Origin of the sequence: Polynucleobacter kasalickyi, assembly GCF_900176405.1 — a bacterium.
Taxonomy (GTDB): Bacteria; Pseudomonadota; Gammaproteobacteria; order Burkholderiales; family Burkholderiaceae; genus Polynucleobacter; species Polynucleobacter kasalickyi.
This window is the reverse complement of the sequence record NZ_FWXJ01000002.1, coordinates 43,518-56,835: the sequence shown is the minus strand read 5'-3', so window position 1 is coordinate 56,835 and position 13,318 is coordinate 43,518. Positions and strand designations below refer to the sequence as shown.

At 45.1% G+C, this 13,318-nt stretch carries 8 protein-coding genes; 1 reads left to right on the top strand and 7 read right to left on the bottom strand.

The genetic code is table 11. The annotated features are described in order from the left end of the window. Positions 1-4: 4 nt before the first annotated feature. Positions 5-982, bottom strand: a complete 978-nt coding sequence (locus B8983_RS02260; protein WP_084282281.1) for a tripartite tricarboxylate transporter substrate binding protein — start codon at positions 980-982, stop codon at positions 5-7. Positions 983-1,080: 98 nt separating this feature from the next. On the opposite strand from B8983_RS02260, the gene B8983_RS02255 reads away from it, so the two are divergent. Then, positions 1,081-2,103 (top strand): Bug family tripartite tricarboxylate transporter substrate binding protein, encoded by a 1,023-nt coding sequence (locus B8983_RS02255; protein ID WP_234986862.1) that lies wholly within the window; start codon positions 1,081-1,083, stop codon positions 2,101-2,103. A gap of 109 nt (positions 2,104-2,212) precedes the next feature. On the opposite strand, the gene B8983_RS02250 is transcribed toward B8983_RS02255, so the two are convergent. The 6 genes from B8983_RS02250 to rplI form a co-directional block, all read right to left on the bottom strand. Continuing rightward, positions 2,213-2,620 (bottom strand): GFA family protein, encoded by a 408-nt coding sequence (locus B8983_RS02250; RefSeq protein WP_084282279.1) that lies wholly within the window; start codon positions 2,618-2,620, stop codon positions 2,213-2,215. Positions 2,621-2,639: 19 nt separating this feature from the next. Continuing rightward, the gene (locus B8983_RS02245) at positions 2,640-3,569 is read right to left on the bottom strand and encodes a transglutaminase family protein (RefSeq protein WP_084282278.1); all 930 of its coding nucleotides are present in this window, start codon (positions 3,567-3,569) and stop codon (positions 2,640-2,642) included. A gap of 2 nt (positions 3,570-3,571) precedes the next feature. Continuing rightward, complete coding sequence (locus B8983_RS02240) at positions 3,572-6,193, bottom strand: circularly permuted type 2 ATP-grasp protein (protein ID WP_084282276.1); 2,622 nt, start codon at positions 6,191-6,193, stop codon at positions 3,572-3,574. Positions 6,194-6,218: 25 nt separating this feature from the next. Continuing rightward, positions 6,219-9,707 (bottom strand): transglutaminase family protein, encoded by a 3,489-nt coding sequence (locus B8983_RS02235; RefSeq protein WP_084282274.1) that lies wholly within the window; start codon positions 9,705-9,707, stop codon positions 6,219-6,221. A 217-nt stretch (positions 9,708-9,924) separates the two neighbouring features. After that, positions 9,925-12,831, bottom strand: coding sequence for a replicative DNA helicase (dnaB, locus tag B8983_RS02230; RefSeq protein WP_084282272.1), 2,907 nt, complete (start codon positions 12,829-12,831; stop codon positions 9,925-9,927). 30 nt (positions 12,832-12,861) lie between these two features. Beyond that, positions 12,862-13,314 (bottom strand): 50S ribosomal protein L9, encoded by a 453-nt coding sequence (rplI, locus tag B8983_RS02225; protein WP_084282270.1) that lies wholly within the window; start codon positions 13,312-13,314, stop codon positions 12,862-12,864. Positions 13,315-13,318 lie beyond the last annotated feature (4 nt).

Genomic DNA, 13,318 nt, shown 5'->3' with positions numbered 1-13,318 from the left:
TTTTTTACTCAGCCATGATTTTTGCAGATTTTGCAATTGCCGTAAATTCTTTTATCTCAGTCTGCACGAAAGTATCAAACTGAGTTGGGGTATCGGAAATTGGCTCAATACCAATATTGGCATAACGTTCTTTGACATCCGGTAGATCGTTAATGCGCTTCACTTCAGCTGCAATTTGTTGCAAGATTTCTTTCGGAGTGCCTGCTGGGGCTAGTAAGCCATACCAAAATTGCCATTGATAACCGGGTACAGTCTCGGCAATAGTCGGTAAGTCCAAATATTCTTTGTTACGCTTCAAAGAAGTGATGGCGATGGCTTTTGCTTTGCCATCTTTTACCATTGCAATTGCACTCGCGTATGGACTGATAAAGAAATCCACACGTCCAGAAATCACTTCTGTTAAACCGTCTGGAATACCTTTGGTCGGAATATGTAACAAATCAAGTCCAGCCTTGGCGCGCAAAATTTCTGCTGCAAAATGAGAGCCACTACCAACACCAGCAGAGCTATAGGTCATTTGGCCAGGATTTTTCTTGGCGAGTGCAATCAATTCTGCAACGGTAGTGACTTTGAGCTTCGGGGAAATAATTAAGAGTGCCGGACCTGTCGCAGTTAAGGTCACGCCATCAAAATCTTTCATGGCGTCAAAGGGTAATTTGGGGTAAATCGCCGGTGAAATAGAAAAAGCATTGGAAACCGACAATAAGGTATAACCATCTGGCTTTGAATTAGCTACAAATTGCGAAGCAATATTGGCGCCTGCTCCGACCTTGTTTTCAACCACAACGCTTTGGTTCCACTTTTCCGAGAATTTCTGTCCAAGTACCCGAGCAGTAATATCAGGGCCACCACCAGGGGAAAATCCGACAACGATTTTGATCGGCTTATTCGGGTAGGCTTGTGCATTCACGGCTAAATGTGTGCCAGTTCCAAAGGCAAAAATGCCAAGGAAGGCTAGTAATTTCAATGATTGAGGCAACATAGTGATCCTAATAAATGGGTGATGAATAGTATTGTATCTGTAACAAATTAGGATTCCCTCTATCACTTATAATAAATGTTCTGATTCGAGGGATTTCTATGAAAAAAACATTTACATCGTTGATGTTAAAAAAACATCTTTTAAGTTTTTTCAACTTGCAGGCACTGCCGCTGATTGGTGTTTGTATTGCAGCTCTGGGCTTCAGTGTCCCGTTACAAGCTCAAACTTACCCCAATAAATCGATTACGATTGTCGTCCCAACTGCACCGGGTGGGGCCAATGATGCGATGGCTAGGATCATTGCGCAAAACCTCAGTACCAAATTAGGTCAGCCAGTGATTGTGGATAACAAAGCAGGCGCCAATGGCGCGATTGCCAGTGAATTTGTTGCGCGCGCCAACCCAGATGGTTATACCCTCATGTTTGGTTATATTGGGACCCACGGCATCAATCCAGTTTTACAAAAATTACGTTACGACCCCATTAAGAACTTTGAACCAATCACGATGGTCGCCACGTCACCAACCCTCGTGGTGGTCAATCCCAATGTGAACGTGAATACCGCCAAAGAATTAGTTACTTTACTCAAAGCGCAACCAGGTAAATTTAGTTATGCCTCTGCTGGTAAAGGAACAGCGCCCCATTTATCTGGCGAGTTATTTAAGTTAAATACGGGCACCGACATGTTGCACGTCCCCTACAAGGGCTCTTCACCCGCGATTGTCGACACCATGGCTGGTGTGACGCAAATTATGTTCCCTAGCCTATTTACTGCTTACCCACAAGTCAAGGGTGGCAAGCTCAAAGCACTCGCGATTGCTGGTAAAAAAAGATCGGCTGTCTTACCGAATGTCCCGACCCTCAATGAACAAGGTATCCAGCACGTCGAAGTCGATCAGTGGTATGCCATGTTTGCCCCGGCAGGTACTCCGAAAGCAATTATTACCGAACTCAATAAAGTACTCGTGGATATTTTGCACGATAAAGGAGTCGAGAAGAAAATCGAAGAACAAGGTGCTGATGTCGAAACCACGACACCTGACGAATTAGCTGCCTTCGTGAAAAAAGAATCGATTCGTTGGAAAAAAGTAGTGGATGATGCAAAGATCACGGTAGATTAAACCGCGAACCGCTTAATACCGTCCATAAAAACAAAGGGAAATGGTGCAAACCATTTCCCCTTTTTTATGCCTCACTGATAATCTCGTACTAGACGGTCACCACTAGTTACTAGTCGCCAGGTCTCGCAGGGTATTGTGGAGCCTGATCCAAAATATCCGCCCAAGCGGGCTTTGAGTCCACAAAAATATGGAACCCCACTTTTTTATCAATTTTCGTATCTAAAGTACCCAAACGCACCCGCATCGTATCCGGAGTAGCATCACGTTGACTAAAGAGTTGGGAACCACAGTGGCGGCAGAAAAAGCGGTTCACCTGTCCGGGGTTTTCATAACACTGCACTAAGTCAGCCCCTTGGGTAATGGCAAAATCACTGCGTAAAATTTCTACCGAGTTGACTGCTGCCGAGCCGCTGGCTTTCTGACAACGCGTGCAATGACAATACACGATGGGTCCAAGTTGATTCGTAATTTTGTAATGGACGCCAGAACACAAACAAGAACCTACATATTCCTGCATAAAATCTCCTCAACACCAATCAAACAAATAATAATTTATCGTTCACGGGTAATACAGTGACAGCTACCGATAAACGATGATTACCACCACCATGAATCACGCCCCGAATCGGGGAGACATCAGCATAGTCCCGACCTCTTGATAAGATAACATATTCCTCGCTAGGAGCATGACGTCCCCAGCGATTATTGGTTGGATCAAAATGAAACCAACCAGCTTGCATAAAGCCATTCATCGGTGGTATGTAAGTCGCCACCCAAGCGTGAGAAGCATCACTACCAATTAATCTTGGTTTACCTGGTGGCGGATGGGTCAACATATAACCGCTAATATACTGCGCAGGTAAGCCTAACATTCTCAAACAGGAAATCATAATGTGCGCAAAATCCTGGCAAACTCCCTGACGGCTTTTTAAAGAGTCAATCGCTCGTGTGGTTACATCCGTTGCCGCCGTTTCATATTGCAACTCATGGTGAATCTTCTGCATCAACGCCACAGTCGCCTCCAAAATAGAGGCCTTGGCTGTAAAACAATCTTTAGCAAAATCAAGAAAATCATCATGAAACAAAATCATTGGCGAAGCAAAGATAAAGTCAGCTGCTGCAACAATCGGTTGATGCGCATGATAACGGTGATGGTGACGCACTTCTTCCCAACTAGGGCTGAATAGATCTTGGGGTACCGTTGCATTCGCCGAGTCGGTTTCAATCAAGCTTTTAGCCACCGTCTTGAGACGTGTATGTCTTGAACCAATCGAAAAAAACGTATTAATATTGCCAAAGATATCGGTGCGATCCTCAAAATAATCGGGTTCAGGACTGACCGTTACACGCGTCGATAGAACGCGCTGACCAAGACAATCATTGGGTTTTAAATGCGCCAAATGTTGCGTGATATCCACCGGAAAATCATAGTCGTACACGGTCTCATGCAAAATATCGAGTTTCACATTTACCTCTGAATTCTATATTCACTATTTTTGATATGCGTAAAGTATCGCCCAGTGATTTCGTCAGAAATCGTCCATGCTTGACGGATGCAATTTTTGACGCACGCTAATAAATCTGCGAAATCCACTTCTTTGACCTGCGGGGCTAAATGCACTAATACATCGACATGACTAAACTCATCCCGTGTTTCGGAATTCGTTAATTTTGCAAGGCGATTTTTTAATTTACGGCTAATCCAAGCAATCGAACGTGGATTTTCTTTATTAAATACGAGCAACTCCAATAGCGCATTTAAGTCCCTACTTTGCTGATGTTGTGCCTGGAAGGTAATGGTGCTATCAAAAAGTCCAAGCAGCGTATTGAATCCCGAGGTATCGTTAAAAGGACTCGCTAACACACCCTCTTCAATGGCGTTCTCCAACACACTCGAGAAGAACTGTAAACGTTCAATCAAGCGGCCAATATTGAGTAATGTCCAACCGGCATCACGGGTCATACGATCGTTTTGAGCCCCGGTAATCGCTGATAAAAACTGATTTGCTGTGGAAAGTCCTTGAAGTGCAAGCGTGACAGAATAATCTTCACCCATCTTCATCGCTTGGCAATCTTTTTCAAAACGCTCTACACAACGATTAATCATGGACCATAAGTCGGTCGAGAGTGATTCTCGAATCTTCGAAGCTGCTAACTGCAAGGCTCGTAAGTTATAACCGACACTCATGATATGGCCCGAGTTCAAATTCGATAAGAGCATTTTTTCATCACGATGCTCGGCATCTTCAGTAGGTAGCGATTCATTCGCAAACACATAGGGCATCAGACTATTTTTTTGACACAATTTATCTAGCCAATTCCAGAGCACTTCCGAATGCGAGTTCTCACTGTTTAAACTTTCTAGATACATGGTCGCAAGAGCGACGGTATTTTCGCTGCGTTCGGTATACCGACCAAACCAATATAAGTTTTCGGCAGAACGACTCGTGATCACACGGTCACGGTGGGCTTTACCCATCGGCGTGGCTGGCGTAGGAAACAAAATAGGCAACTGGGTATAGCTTTGACCTTGCACCCACACATCCGTGCTACTGCCGCCGCGTTGCATCGAAGCAATTCCGTCAGGATTAGCCGCAATTCTTGCTAGGCCACCCGGCAAAATCTGCCAAGAGTTGCCAAGACCATCACTCATCGCAAACACGCGCAACATATAGGAGCGAGGCTCAATACATTGCTCGGCACTGGTCCCATTCGCAGATTGCCACGTCGGAATTTGTGCCAGTGGCAGATAAGACTGAATCGTATAATCGTCAGGCGATTTTTTGATTTTTTCTAACAACTCTAAATAGCCTTTTGGACTCAGGTTTTTAACCAAATAAGACGCAAAATGCTGATGTCCATCTAAGGATGGATAGGTTGCCTTCACCGCGCTATTGACCAGATTTTCTTGAGCGGATGCAAAGGCAGCATCTTCTCCACACCACCAAGTATTCATGGCGGGCAATAAGAGTTGTTGACCCAATAAACGCTCACTAATACTCGGTAAAAATGCCAACATCCCTGGTGACTCTAAAAAGCCACTACCTGGTGCATTCGCAATCACGACATTCCCAGCACGAATGACTTGCATTAAGCCGGGGACCCCAAGGGTTGAATCTTCTTTCAGTTCCAAAGGATCAAGGAAGGTATCATCCAGCCGTTTAATAATTACATGGACGGGTTCTAAGCCATTAATCGTCCGTAAATAAGCACACTGATTACGTACCGTGAGATCGTTCCCCTCAACTAAAGTTAAGCCGAGATATCTTGCTAAATAAGCATGTTCAAAATAAGTCTCGTTATAGGGACCTGGTGTGAGCAGAACAATGTGGGCATTTTGCCCGGCTTTACTCTCGCGCTTTAAGGACTGAACTAAGCCACGATACGCACTGGTCAAGGACTCAATACGCATTTGTTCATAAGCCTTCGGGAATTGCTTGGAGAGTAAATTACGATTCTCTAACAAATAGCCTAGACCTGATGGTGCTTGGGTACGTTGCGACAAAACAGACCAATTACCATCGGGCCCCCGCGCCAAATCAAACGCCATGATATGTAAGTGCTTTTTGTCTTTGGGAATCGCTCGGTGCATCGACCGCAAATAACCAGGATGACCATTCACTAATGCGGGTGGGATCAACCCTTCTTTGAGCAAAGTACCTTCTCCATAGACATCTTGCATGATGGCTTCGAGCAAAGTAGCACGTTGCAAAATACCCGCTTGAATCACTAGCCATTCGTCGTGCGGAATAATGAGCGGAAAGAGATCAATGGTCCAGGGACGCTTTGGGCCATTTTCGTCGACATAAATATTGTAGGTAATACCGTTATCACGAACTTGTCGTTCAATTTCTTTGGTACGAGCATTAAAGTCGCTCAAGCCCTTGGGCTGTAAATAGCCGAAGAAATCACGCCAATGTTGACGCATCTCGGACGCAGCCCCACTCACCTGCTCAGCAGGATACAACTCATCATAATGCGTCGTATCTGCCTTCGTGACAGATGAGTACTGTTGCGGCAAAGACTGCTGCTGCGTTGGTTGCTGCAACAGATCTTTAAAAAAGCTCGTTTGACTTTGAGATTGGGCCATACCTTATTATCACCTAAGGTGACAATCAGCGGCGTAAATCTAAGGTAAAAGGAAACTCTTTACTACCCGCTAATTCAATATTCGGAATCGTCTGCAAAGAAACTCCTGGCGTATGACCCATCCTAAAGAATCTAGATAAGCGACGCGCCTCAGCTTCATAGGCATTAATTGGGAAGCCCGAGTAATTCGTACCACCTGGATGAATCACATGGTACTGGCAACCACCGACCGAGCGTTTAGTCCAAGTATCAATCAAATCAAAGGTAAGTGGTGAATGAATCCCAATACTTGGATGCAAACTAGATGGTGGATTCCAGGCCTTATATCGTACCCCAGCACTGAACTCACCAGCCCGACCCGTGGACATCAACGGCACAGCTTGACCATTACAAGTCACTACATAACGACTTTGGTTCAAACCACGCACTAGGATTTCAATCCGCTCTAAGGAAGAATCTACATAGCGCACTGTACCGCCATCTTCTTCACCCATCACATGCCAAGGCTCAAGAGCTGTCCGCAGTTCCATTTCACAACCCATGGTTTGTACTTTACCAATCAATGGGAAGCGGAACTCAAAATGCGGTGCAAACCACTCTACATCAAAGGCAAAGCCAGCCGTTGTTAACTCTTGAATCACATCCGCAAAATCTGCCTTCACGAAAGAGGACAATAAGCAGCGATCATGTAATTCCGTACCCCAGCGAGTCGCTGGTGCAAGATAAGGCGCATCCCAGAATCTAGCAATCAGGGCTCTGAGTAACAACTGTTGCACAATGCTCATGCGCGCATGAGGCGGCATTTCAAAGGCACGCAACTCTAACAAACCTAAACGACCAGTTGAGCTATCGGGCGAATACAGCTTATCAATACAGAACTCACTACGGTGAGTGTTTCCGGTCACATCAATCAAAATATTTCGGAGGGAACGGTCCACTAACCAAGGAGGCATTTGCGTGCCATATTTCTGACGATTCGCATAAATTTCTTTAATTGCAATTTCTAATTCGTAGAGTTGATCATTTCTTGCTTCATCGACTCGTGGCGCTTGGCTCGTTGGACCAATGAAAATACCACTGAACAAATAAGAAAGACTTGGGTGGTTATGCCAAAATAAAATCAAGCTGGCAAGTAGTTCTGGTTTTCTCAAAAATGGACTATCGGCAGGTGTGGCACCACCCATCACAAAGTGGTTACCACCACCTGTACCAGTGTGGCGTCCATCCATCATGAATTTTTCAGCAGTTAAACGTGATTCAAAGGCCGCTTGGTATAAAAACTCCGTATTATCCTTGAGTTCTGTCCAGTTATACGCTGGATGAATATTGACCTCGATCACTCCAGGATCTGGCGTTACGCTGAGGGTCTTCAGGCGGAAATCTTTCGGCGGCGGATAGCCTTCTAAAACAATCTTGTACTTTAACTGATCAGCTGTTTTTTCAATTGCCGCGAGGAGCGTTAAATAATCTTCAAGGCGTGAAAGTGGGGGCATAAAGACGTACATCACGCCATTTTTACCGCCAAACTCTGCTACTGCATCAGGTCCATTGGCACGCATTGGGTCACGCACTTCCACACACAAGGCGGTGCGAGTAATCCAGTGGGCGGATTCCTGAAAATCTGGTACTTTACGAATGTCGGTGACCATCTTGCTGGTAACTTTACCCGGACCTGTCACAGCCGTCATCTCAGACTGTTTGCCACTGATCTCGAACTCTTTGCGACGTGGATCAGTCTTCGAAGCACCGAAGGTAACCGCATGCATTCCTGGTGGGAAATGTTGATCATCTAACTGTTGACGTATTTGAGAATGAGAAGCCAATGGGGCTTTCGGTGCAAAATGATCTTCCTCAATCAGATAGGGGTATTGTTCTTTAGATACCCAAGGTAAGGAATTCAACGGCAAGCGGTAACCCATAGGTGAATCACCTGGTAACAAATACATTCTGTCGTCACGAATCAACCAAGGACCCGTAGACCAAGTAGTTTCAGATAAGGCAGGACTTGGTTGAGCGCTAATAGGCAGTACATAACCAATCACTGCATCATTTTTTTGTTCAAACACGCGCTTTAAGCGTTGACGCTCTAAAGGGTCCTCTAAATTCGATTCAAACGGATCGACGTTAACAGGTAATTTAGACTCACGCCATAAGTAATAAAAGACGTCTTCATAGGTTGGTCGAATAAACTCATCCGTTAAGCCTAAATTTTTAGTCAGTCCATAAATGAACTTTTTGGAGTCTTCGCTGGTGTAATGTAAGTCGTCGCGCTCATCCGCAAACAACTCTGGCTTACTCCACACTTTTTCGCCATCAGCACGCCAATGAATGGACAAAGCCCAACGTGGCAATTGCTCACCAGGGTACCACTTACCTTGACCAAAATGTAAGAAGCCACCCTTGCCATATTGTTCGTAAAGATGCCCAACTAACTCCGTCGCATAGCCTCTTTTGGTTGGTCCAAGCGCCTCGGTATTCCACTCTGGCTCATCTAGATTATCAATACATACATACGTCGGTTCACCGCCCATGGTCAAACGGACATCACCTTCAACGAGTTGTTTTTCAACATGGTCGCCCAGTGCATTAATCTGCGTCCATTGCTCATCGGTATAGGGTTTAGTGACGCGTGGAGATTCATAAATACGGGTCACTTGCATGTGATGGGCAAATTCAACCTCTGATTTATCGACCGCTCCTTCAATCGGTGCGGCACCACTAGGATCTGGCGTACAAGCAAGCGGTACGTGACCTTCACCAGCTAAAAGGCCAGAGGTCGGATCCAAGCCAATCCAGCCAGCTCCGGGTAAAAACACTTCACACCAAGCATGTAAATCGGTAAAGTCGATATCTGTGCCACTAGGTCCATCTAAAGCCATAACGTCCGCTTTTAATTGGATGAGATAGCCAGAAACGAAACGTGCAGCCAAGCCACAATGTCTTAATAGTTGCACCATTAGCCAAGCAGAGTCACGACAAGAACCACTACACAGCGTCAAGGTTTCTTCAGGTGTTTGGACCCCTGGCTCCATCCGGATCAGGTACTTAATATCGTTTTGTAATTTCTGATTTAACTTCACCAAATAATCAATCGTCCGTACTTCAGAACGGTCAACCGAGGCAAGATATTTCTTAAAGTTGGGTGATAGCTCAATGAGTTCTAAATAAGGCAGGAGTTCTTTTTTTTCACTCGCTGTATAAGAGAAAGGATATTTCTCCGCATGCTTTTCTAAGAAAAAATCAAAGGGATTAAACACAGCCATTTCCACCACAAGGTCCACAGTGACTTTAAAAATATTGGTTTTTTCTGGAAATACGAGGCGTGCTTGGTAATTTGCAAAGGGGTCTTGCTGCCAGTTCACAAAATGTGTCTCTGGCTCAATCTTGAGAGAGTAGGAAATAATATTACTGCGGGTATGCGGTGCAGGTCTTAGGCGCACAACTTGCGGACCTAAGTTAATCATCCGATCATATTTATATTCTGTGACGTGATTTAAAGCAACATGGATAGACATAATTTAGGAATCAGAATTAAAGAGCGTTGAATAAAGAAGACGAGGCATAGCACTATAACCGTATATATTGCACTTCATTCATGAAATGGTAATGTAATTAGTCATTTAACAACACATTGCAATCATCCAATCGCACAGATGCTTAGCCAATCAGCCAATTGCCCCACTTTGAAGCACAGACACCATCAAACTGCCCCACTTTGAACCATGATGAAATTTAGAAGGGTACGTTGTTAGAACTGGATCCACCAGAGCTACCGCCAAATGGATTGGCTTGATAACCATGCGCTAAATTATCAAATTTAGTGAACTCGCCTTGCCAAGAAAGTTCCACCGTACCAATTGGACCATTTCGTTGTTTACCAATAATGACTTCTGCAACCCCTGGTCGCTCGGTTTCTGGGTGATAAACACTATCACGATAAATGAAAATAATCACATCGGCATCTTGCTCAATCGCCCCGGAATTATGACTCACAATGCCGCCAGATAACCAAGATGCATGGCTAGGTACAGTTAAATCATATACCTCTGCTTCACCTGCTACTTCTTTGGTCGTGACAAGATCCCAAGTGATTGATGATGCGGCCCCAGCAACTTGATCCATGGCGATTGCCACGGTATCACCAACCTGTAACTCTCCAAGTCTTAACCAACCTTTTTGGGTATAGATACGATGATTTTCAGTGGCAGTGAGGTCTAAACCATGCTGAGTTTGAATACGCATGACAGGTTTAACGCCCACTGACCAGATACAATCACTCACCGCATGGACAAGCTCTTGTTGTGCGTTCATCGCAACGACTAAAGGGGTGGTACCGACTAATTCTTGAATCGGCCGTTGCGTGCCATCGGCCAACAGAACTAGCGTACTACCAATAACGCATTCACGTAAATCCGACATGATGGGTCGTTTATTTTCGCGGTTTTCTAAGCTACGATTTAACTGCGATAAGGCAATGACTGGACAGCCCATTTCTTTCGCAAGTGATTTGAGCGACCTAGATATTTCTGAGATCTCAGTCGTCCGGTTATCGCCCGAACTGGTCCCTTTACCCGCCATTAATTGGAGGTAATCAATCACAATTAAACCAACTTTGCCGTACTTACGTGCCATTCTTCTGGCTCTCGCCCGTAACTCTAAAGAACTTAAGGAACCCGTTTCATCAATTAACATGGGCGCTTTATTTAGCAAACCAATTGCATTGGTAAAACGACTCCATTCTTCATCGTTCAGATTACCCGTTTTGAGTCGACCTTGATTCACCCTCCCGACCGAGCCTAACATTCTGGTCGCTAATTGGGAAGCGCCCATCTCCATGGAGAACACGAGGACGGGGAGGCCTTCTTTAATCGCTACGTGCTCAGCAATGTTCATCGCAAAGGACGTGTTGTGGGTCACCACATAATCATCGGTCAGATAAGTTCTGGTCGGATGGCTAACTGCAATACACTGTGCTTGCGCACGTCGCACCAGACGAATACTAGCAAAAGTAACGCAGGGCACAAAATCTTCCCTTGGTAATTCCAGCTGTAATTGCCAAATAGGCGAACTCTGTGCAGGATGCTGCTCAAGAGTTTGACAAGTACCCCCTAAAGACCTAACGAGCTGCGTGACCTGCTGAGCCAACTCAGTGCTAGCAACTTGCAGGGTAATCCGATCTGATGAGGTTGTTGGGGAGCTTGCTTGGGATAGTCCCTGTATTAAACCCGTCAAAAGTGCTTGACGTTCTGACTTGGGCGCTTCTAAATATAACGCAGGAATACTTGGTCGGTGAGTATTGCTTTCGACACTCTGCAAGGAACCCATTCGAGTTAGTTTTTCTACTACTGGGCAGGAAGCTTTGCAATGCGGCGCATTGACTTGCAATAGAACTGGCGAAACACCTTGCCATTGCCACTGGCCATCAGCATTTTGAGAGAAAGCGTTCTGCTTGGTCGCACTCCACTCAGGGAAGGCACCAACGATGGCTTGTTGCAACTGCTGAACAAATGGCTCTTGTAGACGTTTAAAAACCAGTTCATCGGCAACGACTTGCTCCACGCTACCGAGCAAAGCACCCATTAACCAAGGCTCCATCGGTAAGATTTGTGGGTTACCGAAATCACCTGTAATCGCATCGATAGATAGTTGACCTTGATACCTTGGGTCAGCTAAATAAGTCGAAACTTCACCAGTCGATAGTACTCTTGCAACCGACCACTCAGGATGGGCTACTCGCCATAAGTGCTCAGCACAACATTGGGTAGTTCGACCATCTGAAAAAACCACTTGATAAATCTCTTTCAAGCCTTGCGGAAAGATACCCGTCACCAAGGAGGGTTGGCCATCAATGGAGGCAAGTGCATCGCCAACCATCAGATCTTGCATACGCTTCCAACCAGATAACAATTTAATCTGAGCATCTAGCGGTTGGGCTTTACCCATACTTGGGCGGCCTGCCACGATAATTAAGTCACCTTTTTGCAGGCCACTCGTTTGTTTATCGAGATCAATAAAACCAGTTGCAACGCCAGTAATGTCATTCGATCCACCTCTGGCTTGCAACTCTTGAATCCTTAACACCGCCTCAGTCATCAATTCTTCCATTTCGAAATACTCAGCGGAACTACCACCTATTTCACTAATGGCAAGAATACGTGACTCGGCTTCATCTAATAAAGTTCGAACCGCTTTCCCTTCAGGATCAAATGCTGAATTAGCGATACTATCGGCAGTTTGGATCAGTCGGCGCAAAATACTACGATCATTAATGATCTGTGCATAGCCGCGAACATTCGCAGTACTTGGAGTATTGTTACTGAGCTGATTTAAATAGGTAATACCAAAATTTTCGGCTAAACCAGTAGACTTTAACTCTTCATGGACGGTTAGTACATCGGCTGGCTTATTTTCATTGACCAGTTTACCGATCGTACGGTAAATAACCGCATGTTCAGTTCGGTAGAAATCGACTTCGCGCAAAATAGGCGCAATAAAATCCCAAGTACTGTTATCGAGTAACAATGCACCTAAAACAGATTGTTCTGCTTCTACGGAATGGGGGGGAACTTTGAGACCTTGTACAGCCCGATCCACCTCACCCGTAGGGGTTAGAGATGGGAGCGGATCTGTACTTGGCATCTTCAATCTTTAATAGTTGAAGATTAAGACTTAAGCAGCTTCGCCAGTAACCTTGACGTTGACTTCAACTACTACATCAGTATGAAGTGCAATCGCTACTGGGAACTCACCAACCGCTTTTAATGGACCATTCGGGAGACGAACAGCACCTTTTTCGATAGTGAAACCTTTGCCAATTAAAACTGCAGCGATATCGTGATTTGTTACAGAGCCAAACAAACGGCCATCAACACCAGCTTTTTGGCTGATCTCAATCACTTGACCTGCTAATTTTTCGCCAACAGCTTGTGATTGCGCGAGTTTTTCAGCTGCAATTTTTTCTAGTTCTGCACGACGGGCTTCAAAATCAGCAATTGCTGATTCAGTTGCACGGCGAGCCATACGTTGTGGAATTAAAAAGTTACGTGCAAAACCATCTTTAACACGAACTACATCACCTAGATTGCCTAAATTGGCTACTTTTTCAAGAAGAATGACTTGCATGAAT